Origin of the sequence: Pseudomonas abieticivorans (assembly GCF_023509015.1) — a bacterium.
Classification (GTDB): Bacteria; Pseudomonadota; Gammaproteobacteria; order Pseudomonadales; family Pseudomonadaceae; genus Aquipseudomonas; species Aquipseudomonas abieticivorans.
On record NZ_CP094975.1, the window covers coordinates 5,964,719 to 5,982,128 of the forward strand.

Here is a 17,410-nt window from a genome sequence, read left to right on the forward strand (position 1 = left end):
CTGCGGTTGTCACGAATTTTGCTTGGTGGAGGAGTGACGGCCGGAGTTGAAATAAATTTCAATAACATGTTAACTATTGGCCATAAATCCAAGAAAAAGCGGGCAATCAGTCCGCGAAGAGAGCCAATCATGAATCAAGATGGGCTGCGGCATAAAACCCTGCACTGGGATAAAGCCATCTGGGATGCGTGCGGTGCATTTACCACCCACCTTCGTCCCGAACACTCGCTGTTTATTGGCGAATTGTCGCAACGTGACCTGGGTGGCGTCGGCCTGGCCGAAGTGCGCACCAACGCCGGGCAGATTGCAAAGCCTCGGCAGAACGTCGACAACGCTGATGACCGCTATTGCTTCCTGATCGTGCAGCGCAAAGGCTTTTGCCAGCTTCACCTGGATGGGCATGCCATCGAGCTTGCGCCCGGCGAATTGGCGATCATGGACCAGGCCGGTGAGTGCAGCGTCGAACCCCAAGGGTTGATCGAGCACGTCTCCATCTCGATTTCCCGCGACCGGGTGCGAGCCCTTAGCCCCCACGGCAGCTTGTCCGGGAAACTACAGACACGCTCACCCAGCGGCCGCTTGCTGCGCTCGCTGGTCAATCAGATCCTGCAAGACCAGGAAGACTGCTTTACCGGCGATGACGGCATGGGCATGCAGGACGCGATCATTGCGCTGCTGCAGCCGACGCTGATCGAGCGGCCCAATTGCCAGGGGCTAGAAGACATTTTGGAAATCAGCGGGCTGCGCCGGCAAATCGAGCGCATGGTCGGCGAGCACCTGCACAGCCCCGAGTTAAGCCCCGAGTGGATGGCCAACCAGTTGGGCATCTCTATACGGCACCTGTACCGCTCCTTTGAAAACAGCGGCGACAGTGTCTGCCGTTTCATTCAACGGGCGCGCCTGCAGCGCTGCGCCAGCGACCTGGGCAACCCGTGCCTGCGGCATGAGAACATCACTGAGATCGCCTATCGCTGGGGGTTCTCGGACTCGGCGCACTTCAGCAAGATCTTCAAGAAACAGTACCAGCGGTCCCCGCGCGATTACCGCGTCGAATCGGCGATGTGTTCCTGAAAAGCGCGGCGTCTCGCGCGCTTGACGGCGCCACGGCTAGTGTTGGCGAAACGCCTTGGGCGAGACGCCATAGCGCGCCTTGAACGAACGTGAGAAATGGCTGACGTCGCTAAAGCCCCACTGGTACGCCACGCTGGAGACCTTTTCGTAGGCACCCTCGCTTTTCAGTTGCTCGGCACACTGTTCCAATCGTCTTTCCAGGATATAGCGGCCGATCGTGGTATCGCCGTGGGCGAACAGACGGTGCAGGTTGCGCACCGACGTGCCGATCCTGTCGGCGATCATCGACGGCGTAAGGTCACTGTTGATCAACTGCGCTTCAATAAAGGCCTTGGCTTTTTGCAGCATGTGAAGCTGGGTTTGCTCTTGATAGGGTAGGGGGGTTGCCAGGTTTTCAGTGACGTTGGGGCGCAGCAAGGCCAACAACGCGTCCAGCAAGGCCTCCGATTCCTCGTCACACCCAGGCTGTGCATCGAACAATTGCTGGGTGAGCAGCCCGGTCAGCATCCCCAGCCTGGAATCAGCCGCGATCCGATGATTGAGCAGCAACTGCCGGTGACGGAATCGCGACTCGATAAAATGCCGCGGGATGATCAACGACAATTGATCGGAGAGGCCGTTGAAATAGAAATCACACGGCTTGTTGACGTCCAGCAGTACCAGGTCATGGGCGCTGAGCATGACCTGGCCGTCGTCCTGGCACATCAGGCCTGACCCACTCATCTGCATCACTAGGTAATAAAAGTCCCGGTCATCCTGCCGAATATCGCGGTGTTGGCGGTGCACATGTTGGCAGTTGCTGACGATTCGCGAGCCCGGGCAGATGGCTTGGCCACTGGAGGAGGGCAGGATACCCCCCGAAAACGCCTGCAGCCCTTGCTCGGCGGGTGGCTCGCACTGGAAGGTGCCGCAATGGGTGGCCAAGTGGTGGTTCCACTCCTCGAAGCCGCGCGCACCCGTGTGCATGTGCAGGGAGCCAACGGTGTTCATCTGCAACCTCCATTACCGGTTTTTTTACATCAAGACCCTTTGCCCACGCAAAAACCACGCCGTTGTTCAGCCTTTGCGCGGACGATTTTTTACCCTATATAAATCAATTACTTATGTTGTCATCGTAGGGTCTTGGGCGGCATGCTCATTCGGCGTGCGCGTGAGGATCGGGCATAGGCCCCCTGAGCCTGGAAAACTGATCCATTCGGTAACATGTTAATCATTGGGAAGGGGGCTCGGCATGCGTTGCCAGCTCATCGGTAACGCCTCAATCCTGGCAGCCTGGGTCATCTGGTTGACGCTCTGGCGCATGTCGCTTTCAACAGCCCGACGATTTAATGAGTGCGTCGCCTCCATGACCTGCGCAGCGCTAACGTTGTCGCCCTGCGTGGCCCGAGGCGGATGATTGATGAACGCACTGTTGTGAGGAAGTGTCATGCTATCTGTTGAAACACCCACTACTTATTACACGGCCACACGTAAATACGACCTGAAATTCCCCGACCTTGAACACGACATCGAAGCGGATGTGGTAGTGATCGGCGGTGGCTTTTCGGGCGTCAACACGGCATTGGAACTGGCAGAGCAGGGCGTCAAGAATGTCGTGGTGCTGGAAGCACGTTACTTGGGTTTCGGCGGCTCGGGGCGCAATGGCGGGCACGTCATGGCCGGTATCGGGCATGACCTGGAGAAGATCCGCAAACACGTTGGCGAAGACGGTCTGCGGGCGATCTTTGAAATCAGCGACCAGGGCGCCGCGATTATTCAAAGCCGTATCAACAAGTACTGCATCGATGCCGATTTTCGCCATGGCTACGGTTACCTCGGCTTCAACAAACGCCAAGGCAAGCTGCTGCAAGCCTGGGAGAAAGAGTACAAGGAGCTGAGCCCCGAGTGCGAAATCGCCTACCTGGAAGGTGCCGACGTCAAAAAAATCGTCGGTTCGGACGCCTACAGCTGCGCGTTGATGCACATGGGCAACGGCCATATCCACTCGCTGAACCTGTTGCTGGGTGAGGCGCAAGCGTTGGTCAGCCTGGGCGGGCAGGTGTTTGAAAACACCCCGGTGCTGGAAGTCACCTATGGCGACACCATCCATGTGCGCACCGCCAAGGGCTCGGTCAAGGCCCAGAAAATCGTCTGGTCGTGTGGCGCCTTTCTCGACCGTCTTGAGCCGGAACTGCACAAGACGATGATCAGTACCTACGCCTTCCAGCTGGTCACCGAACCGCTTTCGGACGCGTTGATTGAACAAATCAGCCCCATCCGTGGCGCCTTCAGTGATATCCGCCCGGTGATCGACTACTACCGGGTCACCAATGAAAACCGCCTGCTGTTTGGCGCCGCCACGTACTGCATTGACCATATTCCCAACAACTTGAAGGAATGGAATCGCAAGTTGATGTTGAACATCTTTCCCTACCTCAAGGACGTCAAGATCGACCTGGCCTGGGGCGGCCCCATGGAGTGCTCGGCTAACCTGTTCCCGCAGATCGGCACCTTGCCCGGCCGGCCGAACGCCTTCTATGTACAAGGGTATTCCGGCTTCGGCGTAACCCCCAGCCACGTGGTCAGCCGGGTGTTGGCCGAAGGCATATTGGGGGGCTCGAAACACTATGACGTCATGAGCTCGATCCCTCGCTCGCAGATCTACGGCAAAGAACAGTTCCGCGCCTTTATTTACACCTTTGGCAAAGTCACCCACCAACTGGGCGGCTACTTCAACGGACGTCGTTGATCACCCCAATTCCAATCAGAACAAGAGGTCAGTCATGCAAAACAATGAACTAGGGGATGCCCTGCGAGAGCGCTTGAATGTACTGGAAGCGCTGTGGCAACAAAAAGATGCCGCGGCCATCGTCGATGAACTGTATACCCACGACACCGAAATCACCGGTGCCGGCACCACCCACCTGTACTCGGGCAGCGGGGCGCTGCGCGACCTGGTCGCCACTTTGGTCACTGACACCCATGCGGCCCGCATCCGCATCGATCGGCTTCGCCGCCTGGCAGAGAATGTCGCCTACACCTGGGTGACGTGGGAGCTGCAAACCGATGAGCCAGCGCCATTTCACATGAAAAGCCTGTTCGTGTGGACGCTCGAAGCCCAAGGCTGGCGAATCATCGCCGACATGTACGCCGATGGTGTGATTAGCGCGTGAAGGCTGCGGTGGGCTTGGTGAATGACCAAGCCCAAGGGCAGGGGCCATGACTTGCGCGCCTGGCATGGCATAAATAACTCAACTAAATAGTCCTTTAGTTGAGTTAACTTCTAGTTGTTTGCCCACGCGTCTAGCGGGGTGTGTCAGTCTATCAAATCCCTTCCCTGTGTTCACGTTCGGCGCCGGCTGAGGCTGTAACTGGCTGATCATTGGTTTGCGTCGTGCCTGCAGCCGATTTAATGCAGGATTGGCTGAACTGTATGCATATCGCACAGGGCCCGGCAGGTTTCAGGCCCTTGCATTGCGGCAGGTTTGCAGGCTGTCGTTGGGCGTGATCGTTGTGACGGCTCTACAAGATGCTTCATGTCGACAGCTAGATTGACCGTCACGGCGTGCCCTGTGGATTCAACTTAGAGGACTACTTGAGCGTGCCTGCCTTAGCGTGAAATGCGCAGCAGCTGTGGCCTGTGATTACTGCAGATTTCAACAGGCGTTAAGTTTGTAGCCTGGACAAGGTCGAGATTGGCGCGCGACGTGTCTGTAGCACTGGCGTTGCGTGCGAGCGCAAAGCGTGGCCTGAGCGCAGGGTTCTTCGGTTGGGTTGGACTGCATTGGTTAGGGGCTGAGTGCTGCAGTGTCCTATGGTGGGATGTGGGATGGGTGTGAATGAGTGAGCGTGAGTAATTTGAAGGTTGTGGTGTGAGGGAGCTTATTGGCGCTTGCAATCCACCTGTCTCGGTCCGGGGAGCCATAGCTGTGACTACGCATAATGTATATTATGTTAAATTGAGTATTGGGGATTGGCTTTAGGTTATGGTTGTCAGGTCTGCTCTGCCATCCAGGCAGTTGATGCGTTCGCGAAAGTAGTAGAAATCCACCCTGGGCTTCCCTGAACCCCGCGTCAGATATGACCTCCAGCGTTCTTACCGGGCTTGCACAGGACGTCGATTTTGCAGAATGTGTAGACACCAAATATCGAGCTATCCCGTTGTTATACATGAAAATTATTGGATTCTAGTCCTAGTTTTCGCCCATTGACGGCATAGCCCTTTTTTGCAAAAACTCCGAGAATGGTTGCGCACTCATCTACTCACCCAAAATAGCCTGAAAGCCCCGGATTGCGTGGCCTGCAGCCAATGTTTCAAAAACGACGATAAACGCCCGCCTTTCATTTACTAGGAGAAACGTCAGCAGGTTCGGGGGCTGGATTGCTCCCCAGGCAACCCTAACGCCTGCAGGCGTTGCTGTGTTGGCCAACTGGGTGTTTTTCTGGACTAACACCGGCACCTCCGACACGACGTCAGCCCAGTAGGTACTGACGCGCTCAATCCACTCCCTCAACGCTGAGAGTTAGCCCAAGATTGCCGCTCAACCACGTCGTATCCACATGCGTGCTCCCGTGAATACGGCTAGTTGAGGGCTGTTTATTCAACAACAAGTAGAATCGCCATTTTTTCAACGATCTGTAGAGATGTTCATTGTTCACTAATCTGTAGAAACGTAAATTGCAAAAACCTCTAGAAATTCATTCTTTCCTAATTCTCTCTGATGGAATGAGTATATGAACTGCTTGCGCTGCAAAAAATACCTGCTGCACATCTACACAATAAAAAGTCTGTTGCGCACTTGTAGATATTGCAATAAATTGTGGCCATCGAGAGGTGCTCTAAATTCGAGACCGTAAACACGCGTAGGCACATGTAAAGAACCTAGGCCAGCACTAATTCCAGCCGTTCACTGAAAACTAAGTATTAACTCTATTGCCCACTACATTTATCTGTAATGGGCCTGGCCGGCCATAGGCCAATGCCCACTGGTATTGCGGTCGATTTACGCGGCCGCCCGCTCCAATCTTGTCGACATGCCCTGCGTGGGCTGAGACTGTCCCCGCCAGCCGGACTCGGCCCAGGCAAGCCAACCCTAAGGGGAGCCATATCTCCCGGCGATCCCGGTACTCAATTTACGTCAAAACAGAGTGATGCAGACATCCAAGTTGGTATTTTCAATTAACAAGTAAACCATATTATGAGAAATGCCGGAAAATAGAGTGGCGCCTCGGATTAATAACCCCAGCGACAATATACTTTCAAACCGAACAACTGGATATGTCAAGCTATATGGCTAGTACGACTGCAAGCTTAAGTCAAGACTTAAAATAGGATTCTATCGGTAATGTCCGCACCATGAAATTTAAAGAGTTGAGTTGCGCGCAAGCACGTAGAGGACTAGTATCGGACATTGTCAAACGATCATTCTATTCACCAGCTGATGGCGAGGGCGGATTTGTGAAACACGCCCTTCTAACTTCCAGTTACTCCCAATGCTGGAAGTTTCTCGCTGAAGTTAATCACTCGGTAAAGCCTTCTAATGTCTCAACTGCCGCGGCCTATCTTTGTGTCCTATGAGATCTTCATTGATCAGGACTTTAGTTCGCCTGAGCCTGGCATGGTGTGTGTTCGAGTTTACCTGGACTCATTTGAGCCCATGGTTGAGGCGCACAAGGGTTACCTAGCGGTGCGTAGTTTTCTGAGGTCATTCTCGGACAACAGTTTCACCTTCACGTCTTACCGCACACATGTGGAACGAATGCTCCTATGGTCGATGCTTGTTAAGCGCAAACCATTTAGCCAGCTCTAGCGTCAAGACGCCGAGGACTACCTTGAGTTCTGCCGGAACCCGCCGGCAGACTGGATTGGCCCAATTGTTCGCGGGCGGTTTGTCTCCAGCAGCCACACAGAGTCAACGTGGGGCGATCTGGTTATGCCGAACGACAAATGGAGGCCTTTCAGCCTGAAATCTTCCAAAGCTGCTCGTCGTGAGAAGGAAAGCTGCGATCAGCACCCAGGGGTGGAACTGCCCGAGAGCTACAAAGCGTCTCAAGGCACCATCAATCAGGTGTACTCAATCAGTAGTCGTTTTTTCGAACATCTGGTCGAAGACGGAGCAGCTGCTACCAATCCGTTCCGCATGATCAAGAAAAAGGGACAGAATCGGAGCACTCCGCAAGAAGAAGGCGCTCATCGCGCATTGACGCCTCTTCAGTGGGACTACGTTCTGGAAACCGCTGAACAGATGGCGTTGACCGAACCTGAGCGTCATGAGCGAACGCTGTTCATCGTAGCTACCCTCTTCGCCATGTACCTTCGGGTTTCAGATATCGTCGGCAGACCTAATTGGCACCCGATCATGGGAGATTTTCGACAGGACGAAGAAGGAAACTGGTGGTACCACGTCATCGGCAAAGGCAACAAAGCCGGGAAGATTGCCGTTAGAGACGAGTACGTCACTAAATATCTCGGCGCTATCGGCGTTTCGTTGGCCTGCCCGAGTTGCCACAGTGGGAGGAAAAGACACCCCTGCTCACTACGCTGCGCGGCAGATCAGGTCTTTCAGGACGACAGGTGCGCGCCCTCCTCCAGGCTGTTTTTGATAACGCGTTGTCTCGGATGCGAGATGAAGACCGAGAGGAGCACGAGCTGATCAGCCTTAAAGCTGCTTCTGCCCATTGGCTTAGGCACACGGCGGCCACGTTTGATGCGCCGCTGCGCAGCGCAAAGGATCTGCAGCTGGACTTACGCCATAGTAACCTCAGCACAACTCATAACGTCTACTACCACTCGCATGACCAAGAACCGGACTCAAACCGGGTTGCGTTGGAGACGACTATTACGATTTCGTGGTGCAGCCATTCGCCCAGTTGTAGAGTTTGGACAAAACATAATCCTGGGCAAGGTACTCTTGCTCCAAACGGATTATGCTTTGCGCAGATTTGATAAGACCTTCAAACAGCATACGCTCCTCCGCATGCAAACCAATAGCAGGAAGGCTCGTTGAGCGCGGCTCCTCCACGGCAAAATCCATGTGCGTCATTAAGGTCTCGTGATCCATCATCAAGGCCGTAATCCCTGGCAGTGCCTGCCGGGCGTGAGCAAGGATTGTGAGCCCCCAGCTGTCGATGTCTCCCCAATATGCTACATCCCGCTCGGCAAGCCATGGAGCCATACGCCATTGGATGTTCCGCCCACCACCAAAGATGGCGACTGTTTCGGGCAGTTCGGGCAAGGCGTAGCCTGGCTTGGTGTTCTCCACTACCAACACCCTGCGGCCAGGCAATGGTTGCTCAAGAAACTGTTCAAGAGGAATCTGTATTACAGAAAAGCCCCCCATTTGTTGCCTAACCTCTGGGCACAGGGGTCGAATATAGAGCCAGTTACTCGGGGTTGGCAGGCAGCCGAGCCAGGCATCCAGCCCACCGGCTTCACTCAGTTCCCCGCTGTGGATGACATCAAGCAAGGTGGTCAGCAGAGGGTTGTACGTTTCCAGAAATTTGGTATCAATCCCTTGCACAGGCACCCCCCGCAGGAAATACCCAGCCCCAATACCCTTACGCAACTGTGGCAGTACTTTAGCCATCTGCTGAGCAGTACGATGACTCATTTGCTCGACCACAAGAATCTGGCGAATGAGGGTGTCATACAGATTTCGATCCACTGCCAGCAGGGGTTCCATGAGAGCCGCCCAGATATGGGAACGCTTTACGGCTGCTGGCCCGATGGCTTCAATCAACTCTTTAACATTCCCAAGGTCAAGCCGCTCCGGTACCTCGACATCACCCACCACTCGATACCTGCGGGTTACCCACTTAACCTGACTTTGCTTGCTCCATTGCCGCCATGCATTGACCCAGTTGTGGAAGTGGTCAATGTCCATCAATGCATCGCCAGCCGCTGGTGGCTTAAGCGTCAAGCTGATTGGAAAGCGCCGCGTGCCCTGCAGTCGCCCCCGTAGATTGGTTGCGTTATCCCATTCAAGGCGCTCGACCTCGCGCATGACATCGGTTGGCAAACGCCCCCAACTGCGCATTAGAGTTGCTCCATCTGAATGCCCAGGCCTTCAGCGACCCCGGCCAATTGGATTTGCTTAGCTTCCCGGCGTTCAGCGCTTTGCTGGTCAAGTTGATCCCAAGTGATCTGGCTCAGGCGACTTTCATGGCCATCGATCTTACGCTCGGCGATGATCAGAGAGCGGGCTGAATCACGAGCCAGGTTCAGGTTCTTGTAGGGTGTAATCAAATTGACGTGAATTTTAAGCTCACGAAACACCCGCAGCACGCGGCGACTCACCTTATCGGCAGTGTTGGAAAAGGCCTCATCCAGGAAAACGGTGCAGTACATCGGGTGCGGAGCACCATCCGGGGTCAACACATAGGCCAGACTGGCAGCCACGATGATGCCGGCAAACGACTCCTTCTCCCCACCGGACTTGCCTGAAGATGAGCGAAGCACATCACGCACGGCGCCGGTTTCCTTCACGATTTCGTTGGCATAGAACGTCATGCGGTAGCGCGAATCCAAGAGGCGTTGACTCTCCAGGTTAATGGCGGTGGCTGAATTGGTAGCCTTTTCCAGCTTGCTGATCAGACTGCAAAGCTCGAGGAACCGAGCCTCGTGATCAACGCTTGAGGCATGTTTAAGAACCGAGCCCAGTAAGGCTGTGAATTCTTTGACATGCGCGTAGTGTTCATCCTCATGTTTCAGCCGCAGGAACGTGCCGTGGTTGAACTCAGTACGCTCCAGCACTTCGTTGATGGTGGCGATACGATCCTGAATGTCCTCACGCTCGTCATCAATGGCCCGTTGCATGCGGCCCAGGGACTGGGTGGTATTGTTGTTTAGACGCTGCTGGAAGCGCTCAACCAGATCGGGCAGACCCTCGTTATTAAGCTTGTCGAGGTAGTCGATGTAATCCTGGCGACCCTCGATAGTCGTCAACCAGTCATTGGCAACCAACGGCCACTTTGTCTTGAAGCTGTTGATGATCGCGATCATGCGGCCGTTGTAGTGATTCGCTCGTTTGCCAATCGAGTTCAATGCATCATCTAGGAACTCTCGCTGGGTTTTCTCCAGTTGATTGAGTTTATCCAGATGTTCCAAGGTAAGAATGCCAACACGCAGGGACAATGACTGGCGCACAGCGTCTGCCAAGCCTGCACTGGCAGCAAGGGCTGAGACCTGACGACTTTTGTTGGCCTGCCGGATCTCCAACTCGAACCCACCGACCGCTCTGGCATTTTGGTTTTGCGCAGTGCGGATTTCCTGGAGCTCTTTTTTAGCCAGTTCAAGCAGCGCCTTGGCCTTACTCAGATCGCTGTCCGGAGCATTGAGGGCCGCAAGGTCGTTCTTTAGGGTGTCCAGGTGTTGCTTTGCCAAGGTGACGTCAATTTGATCCCACAGGGTTTGAGCCACACGTTTCCAGATGGCCTCAGAGGCCACCAGGATGTCCATTTCCTGACGTTTTACAGATTCATCGGATCGGGCGGAATCGAGGCCTTCCCGCAGGCGCTCCCCCTCTTCCTGGAGTGCCGCCAGTCGGCTGAGGTTGTTGAATCCGAGGTACCAGTTCTTTTTATCGTCGACGCGTGTCCCGTCCTTCTTCTCAAAACGCCCCTTTTCCATGTGCACCAGGCCCTCGCGGGTCATGGAGTAAGGGGTATCATTGAGCACTTCTGTGGAATCCACACAGTGCAGGTCGAAACGCGCCAGATGGCGCTTTAGCCAGTCGCGATACGGATGTTCTTTCCATTCTAGTTTGCGTAGGAACCCGTCGCCGAGGAACTCCGGGTTGCGCTCGGTCTTGCTGACAACCTGGACACGAACATGCAGGCCGTGTGTGTCGGCTGTTTACCCAGCCGGTAACCATGCGGAACTTGTCTTCGGGCACCAGCAACGTTGTCCGGTGGCCCCCAAGCGCCCGCTCAATAGCACCGCGCCAACGCGCTTCGGTACTGCGCACGTCGAGCAGTTCACCGATAAATACGACGCCATCTTTGTTGAGTTGCAGGCTCTCAACCATTTCGTCCCGCAGGCGCTGAAACGCGGCGTCAATGTTGGAGTTGGGCCGCTTCTCAATTTCACTGATCTGGGCCTGCAGGTTCTTTATCTGTTGGGTAATGCCCGAGAGAGCGCCACGCGACTCGCCGAAAGCATTCTTCGCATCGTCAATCTGAGCGGGTAAATCAACCAGAACAGCTTTGGCCGAAGCGATGTTGTCCCGCACGGCGCTCGCGGTAAGCGTTTCAGCAAGCCCAAGATCACGAGTGTCCTTCTGGTAGTCATGGGCCTTATTGGTCGTGGTCTGGAAGCCCCTCTCCGCATCCTCAACCTCACGCCGCAGGCTATCAAGGCGATCACCGCCCTGCTGCTGGTAGGCGTGTAAAAGCGAGGTTACACGCTCCTCATTCTGCGACACCGATTCAGCCAAACGCTTACCGTCCGACGTCAGGTCATCCAGCGAGCGATCCAGATCTTCACAGCGCAGTCCCCAGAGTCGGTTGCCCTGCTCACCGAAGAATGCAGTCAACCCAGCGGCCTCTGAATTGACCTGCCCTTGCTCCTCCAAGGAACTCTCATAGTTCCGGTTATGGTCTGGCAGGATGCTCAGCACCTCCTTTTGCTGCTTAGCTGTATCCAGCTCATTGTGGACGGCGATCAGATCGTCGAATTCCTTAACAACCCCAGTAGCCAGATCGCGAACTTTGCTTGGCTCCAGCACCAGTTCACGGATCAGCGCTGTCAGGTCATCAATCTTCTTCAGACCCAATGCACGCTGCAGCAGCGCCGGCGCATTGGAGTTTTCCATGCGTAGCAGCCTAGTGAAATACTCTTGGTACGCAGAAAAACTGTTGTCGAAGTGCTTAAGCATTGGGTCGTCATCGACATACTGCTTGAGCTGGCGCACGTTGTTGGAACCAAATTGCTGCAGGAGCACTTCCAGACTGACATTCCGCTTACCTACCAGGTAGAAACGCTTGAGGTCAGTCATGGAGGCGCCGGCCTGGCGAATCCAGAACATGGACACCAACGTTATCTCGGAACCGTCGTCGGCCCGGTATAGGGCACGCAAGGCGGTCATGGTTGCGCCATCGCGCTTCATCAGGTTGAGGGTTTGAGAACCGTCGTGGGCTGTCCCGTAATTGCCGCGAATATAGGACATCAGGTTGCGATCTGAACGATCACCTTGCGAGGCTGCGATGTTGAATGACGTTTGCCCAGGTCGGTTGAGCAGTGCCATGTGCGCATCGATGAGCGTCGACTTACCCGCACCGTTATCACCGGTGATCAGGGTGCCTTCAGGGTCGATCACTGCCGTGTGTAACCCGTGGAAGGAACCCCAGTTGTAAGCCGAGATCTCCGCTAGGCGGATCTGTCCTGTAGAGAATAGATCGCCAAAGCTGGTATTGGCCGTGTCAGACATCGTCTTCTACCTCCTGTTGATCCATCACACTCCCCCGGTCGGCAAGCAGCTGGTACTCGCTTAGCAGGGTATTCAGGAAGTCGGCATTGACCACGTACCGAATGACCGGGGTGATTTCCAATCGCTCACCGTCGCCGCGCACATTCGCCAGCAGGCGCTTTTCGCGCAGCTTAGCTATAGAGCCATTGAGGGTCTTGCGCTCAAGAGCGCTACTGTTGGTGAGCTTCAAGAAAGGGGTCATGAGTTCGGCGATGGTGTCGACATCGATCATCACCTTGTTCTCACCAATGACTTCCCGCTCCTGGTAGTACTTGCGCAACACCAGCAACACCAACGTGTCGTAAAGCGGCATGGTGCGTTTTCCAACCAGGCTTGAGCCATCCTCGTCTGTCAGATCCTCGAACTCGGACTCGCTCAAGTCCTGCTCGAGAAGGATAGCAATGCCTGCTTTCTGGTCTAGCGTCATACACAGCAACATGTTGGCCAGATGAGCGGCGATGAGTGCTCGGTGCTGGCACAGAGCTTCAAAAGCCAAGCGTTTCTTTTCCGCCCGCACAACACCCGTGTTCAATAGCAGCCTCAGGGCCCGACGAGCCTCCGCTGGCATGATGTCGTGGACAACCTGTGATTCAGGTTGGACGGCCACTTCGTCAAGTTCGCCGGGCTCCTCCTGCTTTGCCAGTCTTTCTTCCCGGTGTTCTGTATCGGCCAGGGCCGTGACTGCCACCTGGCGGTAAGTGTCGAAGAGCGACGGTGCCAAAGCATCGTTGTTTTGGTCTTCACGGTTCATAGGGGGAGGCTCTCTAAATTCTCCGGGAACTGGTCGGCGCTCAGGAGTAGCACGGGAATTTTGGCACGTATGGTCTGACCTTGTCGGTCAGCGACTACCAGATGCTCGACGCCCTCGAGGGAAACCGCTTCAATGGCTTTGGCGATGCGGACAAGAGCGACCAACTCCTCAAGCCCGCCCTGAATAGGGCGCAACTCGGCGATCTGAGCCAGACTCATCGGCCCTTGGCTTTTCAACAGGTCGCGCATGGCTTCGGCCACCTCCTGAATCTGCACAGCCTCTAAACACTCAAGAATGGTGTCACTCACAGTGGTCTGGTTACTTTGCGGAACCACCTTGCTGGTATCCAGGCTGGCTTGCGGTTGCATCAGTCGAATGCTCGATGGCGAGCTAACCGAGAATGGCCCGCTGGCTACATGTACCTTTAGTGAGGTGCGTGGGCCAATGTCTTGATCTTTAAAGGTGACTGCCAGTTTTTCCAGTTGGCGCAAGACCTGCTCGACTGCCCTGCGTTCGCTCTGAGCACCAGCCTCGACAAACGCCCTGAGGCTTTCCTGGGTGCGGCGACGTATCGAAATTACCCGCTGACTTTCGCTACTCAGCTCACGCACCAGATGTGTGAAAAAACGGATTTCTTGTGCATTAAGGTGGGATCTGGCAGTCGGACGGTCCAAAATCGACCGGATTTGCTCACGGAATTCTACGCTCCTGTTCTCGTCGCACAGGAGCCTGAAAAAGCCGTCAAACGCCTGACCAGCGTCTGTCTGCAAAAGTGCATCTTCATTATCCAGAAGGTTCTGGATGACTAGGCCACGACCGCCTTCCGATTCGATCATCTGAACACGGATGCTCTGGTCAAGTTGACGGATGTCATCCTCAACCCGGCGAAAATCACCGGTTAGCCCGGAGGCCATTTGGTAAACACCGCGTACTCGCTCACGCTGTTCGGCACTGGACAGCTCGGGCACGATGCCTGCTTCCAGCCGCATGACTTCTTCACTCAGTTCTGCCATCCGTTCACGCATTACGAGCAAACGCTCTTCAGCACTCGGGTTGAGAGCGACTGCTAGGTCTCGTACAGCGTCTTGGACTCGGCGTAGGTGGGTGGCAGATGTCGTGGTATCCCTGCTCTCAAGACCCTCGACAAATCGCAGTGCCTGATGAAAGGCGTCAGTACGGGTCAGGTGGTCATCATGCTCACGCATCCAGCCGGCATGGATCCAGTTGCGCAGGTGCAAGTTGGCGTTGTCTTGCATGCCATACGCTCCCTGCCAGGTCGGCAACTCTGCCTCAAGGGCGGCTTTTGCGCGTGCGAACAACACCTCTTGTTCGTCAACAAACAGGCTGTCGATGAACGCCAGGACAATCGGTGCCGAATCTGCACGCAGTAAGCGCCAGGCAGACTGTTCACTATGCAAACGACGATAACGCGCTTGCTTCTCGTACAAACTCATCGCGCCTCTCTAATGGTAGTGAGCTGCAGCATCTCTGCTCGTGGCGAGACGAACCTGGTATCCCATGCTGAGACCTCAATCCTAAAGGATTACAAACCCATCGCAATATGCCGTCCCCAGACGCTTACGTTCACCCTAGGGTTGGTAGTCTGGTTCGATACCCTTCTGTACAAGGCCGCCGTCGCGTATTACCGATGCTGACCTCCATCTAAGCCAATATAAGCCATGTCATGTTGTTCGGGTATTAAGGGGGCTGCGGGCCTCGTGAGCTTCGTTTTTAAATGGTGGCGACACTTGGAACCTACATGAAGACAGAAGAGGCTGACCAGGTTTCGGAGTCTCCAAGGGGCCCCGCACCTGTTCAGAAACGGAAAGAAACTCCAATCGGAGATTTCGTTAAGGCGGAGAAACGTCTACGAGACTTGCTAAAAACTGTAGAAACGCATCAGGCTTCTTACAATAATTTGCAAATCGATGATTAGAAGTCTATACAAATCAATGGAATAGACGATTCTATTCCTTTCGCAAACGTATCAGCAATCCAGCTCCCGGGCCACTCCGGTGTCTCAGGCCTTCAGGCTTTTGTGGGAGCTGGTTTGCCAGCGAGTTTTTGATTGAGCCTGAAACGAATCTACGTCCGCGCTGCTACGTGAAATCTGCAGCATCAGCGGCTCATCCACCGTAGCCGCTGCCAAATGCTGCGCGGGCCCTAAGCGACACCGCATCACCATGGAATTCACACGAACACCCACGTCAAGGAATCGACCTGCATGGCCAACAACCTCACCCACGGCATCACACTGATAATCCTGGCGGTAACCTCTAACGCAGCGCTCGCGATCTCACCAATAACGGCGACCGCCAACGCGATCACCAGCGTCTCCCATTCAGCCGTGTGTGGCATGTTTGCCAATGACACCGGCAGCGTCGGCAAAGCCGTTCGCCGGCAATGCGTCCGGCAAGCTCAGCAGGAATTCGCTCGCCAGCCGGACCGCAAAACGCTCCAAGACTGTATAAAGCCAGGAAGCCTGATTGATGATGATGTGCGTAATTGCATGAAGGGTTTGTAGCTGCGCTGGCGGAATGCAAACGGCTCAGGAAAGGAGCGAAACTTTGCAAAGGTCAGGCCTCGGGCTGGAATGACGCGCAACGTGTTCTTCGGGATGTAGCCGCTGACAAAAATCGGCAGGATAAGCAATGCGCCCATTAGGCGCTCGTCACCAAATCAGCAATCTCTTGCGGATCAATCGACATACCCATCACCGGAGATTATTTCAAGGTCTGGAGGCTATTCAGCTTATGGATGATTTCCGCATTGCAATTATTATCGTGATATTGCCGAAGATCATCGAAAAATCGCGAGTTAAAAGGTGCCAAAACGAATGCCCAACCACCCTCCTCCTAGCCTCTTCAATTCATTTTGACGCAAGAGTTCTGTAAGCACATGCCGGATGATGTGTGTGTATGCACTCGGATCGGCACGGTGACTCAGCATTCACCACCCCTTCGCCCATCATCCAATTCACTGACAGCGATGAACGATGCTCTTCATGCAGAACTGAAGGCGCTTAGGCTGCCTCGCGGTAGCCCAGATGAGCTGGTGGTTTATGAAGAGCTGCAGCGCTTCACTGATCAAGTGCGTCCCGCTTATACCGAAACGGCGAAGCGCCGCGCGTCCAGGGACGGTACGGCCAGAAATCCGGCACTTTTTTTGAAGCTCATGTTATGAACGAAATTCTTCCTCGCATCAGAAGGGTCTAACAAGTCTAGGTTGAGCCCGCCGACCGTAGATCGGGAGAAAGCCACACTTAAGATTGGCAGCTCTTCCATGTGGCCCGTTGAACTGTTGAGCACATTATCCAAAGCGGTAACGATGACCAAGTCATCAGGCAGAACGGCCATCAGCTCTCTAGCAACACGCAAAGCACAACTGCATACATAGTCCTGATGCAGTTCGTTGAAACGACCTGCCGGCATGGCTTTGCTAGAAAGCTTGCCGCTTTTGAGAAGCGATTTAATTTCGGTTGGAATAACTTCCGAGCCATGTATAACGAGCTTGGTCTCCAAGATCCCGCTTTCGTGAACGATCACCTGGATGGAAGAGCCCAGGTGAGAGATTTCCGAGAATGAGTCGAACGCTTCGATAGCGTCTAGCTTGGCTTGACGCTCTCCATCCAGAACACGCAACGCAATGTCACGCTCTTCAGCCCATTCAACATGAGCGATTGCCCATTCACTTTGCTCGATCTGATGCCGACTTGCATCCTCCAGCTTTGCGGTCGCTACTTTTGACGCGAGCGATCGACGCTGTCGAGCCTCTAGCTTGAATAGCCTCGCCAAAAAGTTGGGACGATATGCGGCTGCAGCATACTCTGCCGACTCCTGTAGCGCTCCTGTGTTTTCTGGTTGCCTGGGTTCAGGCTTAGAAAGGAGCCGTTTCCAGTTCACTGGTTCGGCACATTCTTTATGCATCGACAGAAGGATGTCGAGGTGATTTTCGTAGACTTCAACTTCATACGCTGCCTGTTCCAGCGCTTCCATCTTGGCATATTCTTTTTGCTGTTTCTCAAGCTCACGTTGCCGGCGATGAGCATTGCGCTCGGCTCGTCTTGCCGATGCTTGCATCGAACGCACAGTCCCTTTCCAGCCCATCGCGAGTCTCCTACTATTTGCGTGATGGCACATTAACA

Annotated in this window: 11 protein-coding genes and 1 pseudogene; 5 read left to right on the forward strand and 7 right to left on the reverse strand. The window is 54.6% G+C overall.

Annotation, left to right across the window (positions count from 1 at the left end):
- Positions 1-129 precede the first annotated feature (129 nt).
- Positions 130-1,071 (forward strand): transcriptional regulator FeaR, encoded by a 942-nt coding sequence (feaR, locus tag L9B60_RS27125; RefSeq protein WP_249674049.1) that lies wholly within the window; start codon positions 130-132, stop codon positions 1,069-1,071.
- A 36-nt stretch (positions 1,072-1,107) separates the two neighbouring features.
- On the opposite strand, the gene feaR (L9B60_RS27130) is transcribed toward feaR (L9B60_RS27125), so the two are convergent.
- The gene (feaR, locus tag L9B60_RS27130) at positions 1,108-2,061 is read right to left on the reverse strand and encodes a transcriptional regulator FeaR (protein ID WP_249674050.1); all 954 of its coding nucleotides are present in this window, start codon (positions 2,059-2,061) and stop codon (positions 1,108-1,110) included.
- Between the two features lie 436 nt (positions 2,062-2,497).
- On the opposite strand from feaR (L9B60_RS27130), the gene L9B60_RS27135 reads away from it, so the two are divergent.
- From L9B60_RS27135 to L9B60_RS27145, 3 genes and pseudogenes are all read left to right on the forward strand, one after another.
- Positions 2,498-3,799, forward strand: a complete 1,302-nt coding sequence (locus tag L9B60_RS27135) for an NAD(P)/FAD-dependent oxidoreductase (protein WP_249674051.1) — start codon at positions 2,498-2,500, stop codon at positions 3,797-3,799.
- A gap of 34 nt (positions 3,800-3,833) precedes the next feature.
- A complete protein-coding gene (locus tag L9B60_RS27140; protein WP_249674052.1) occupies positions 3,834-4,223 on the forward strand; it encodes a DUF4440 domain-containing protein in 390 nt (129 codons plus the stop codon).
- Between the two features lie 2,367 nt (positions 4,224-6,590).
- Positions 6,591-7,855, forward strand: a pseudogene (locus L9B60_RS27145) (tyrosine-type recombinase/integrase); the annotation flags it as partial.
- A gap of 34 nt (positions 7,856-7,889) precedes the next feature.
- Here the strand turns inward: L9B60_RS27145 and L9B60_RS27150 are convergent.
- From L9B60_RS27150 to L9B60_RS27170, 5 genes are read right to left on the reverse strand one after another with little or no spacing between them, the layout of a single operon-like run.
- Positions 7,890-9,086, reverse strand: a complete 1,197-nt coding sequence (locus L9B60_RS27150; protein WP_249674053.1) for a DUF3322 domain-containing protein — start codon at positions 9,084-9,086, stop codon at positions 7,890-7,892.
- A complete protein-coding gene (locus tag L9B60_RS27155; RefSeq protein WP_249674054.1) occupies positions 9,086-10,726 on the reverse strand; it encodes an SbcC/MukB-like Walker B domain-containing protein in 1,641 nt (546 codons plus the stop codon). Before L9B60_RS27155 ends, L9B60_RS27150 begins: the two co-directional genes overlap by 1 nt.
- Positions 10,716-12,476 (reverse strand): ATP-binding protein, encoded by a 1,761-nt coding sequence (locus L9B60_RS27160; protein WP_249674055.1) that lies wholly within the window; start codon positions 12,474-12,476, stop codon positions 10,716-10,718. Before L9B60_RS27160 ends, L9B60_RS27155 begins: the two co-directional genes overlap by 11 nt.
- A complete protein-coding gene (locus tag L9B60_RS27165) occupies positions 12,469-13,266 on the reverse strand; it encodes a DUF4194 domain-containing protein (RefSeq protein ID WP_249674056.1) in 798 nt (265 codons plus the stop codon). The genes L9B60_RS27160 and L9B60_RS27165 overlap by 8 nt, the downstream gene beginning before the upstream one ends.
- Positions 13,263-14,720, reverse strand: coding sequence for a DUF3375 domain-containing protein (locus L9B60_RS27170; protein ID WP_249674057.1), 1,458 nt, complete (start codon positions 14,718-14,720; stop codon positions 13,263-13,265). Before L9B60_RS27170 ends, L9B60_RS27165 begins: the two co-directional genes overlap by 4 nt.
- A gap of 770 nt (positions 14,721-15,490) precedes the next feature.
- On the opposite strand from L9B60_RS27170, the gene L9B60_RS27175 reads away from it, so the two are divergent.
- Positions 15,491-15,790 (forward strand): hypothetical protein, encoded by a 300-nt coding sequence (locus L9B60_RS27175; protein ID WP_249674058.1) that lies wholly within the window; start codon positions 15,491-15,493, stop codon positions 15,788-15,790.
- Between the two features lie 577 nt (positions 15,791-16,367).
- On the opposite strand, the gene L9B60_RS27180 is transcribed toward L9B60_RS27175, so the two are convergent.
- Complete coding sequence (locus L9B60_RS27180; protein WP_249674059.1) at positions 16,368-17,345, reverse strand: hypothetical protein; 978 nt, start codon at positions 17,343-17,345, stop codon at positions 16,368-16,370.
- Positions 17,346-17,410: the final 65 nt, after the last annotated feature.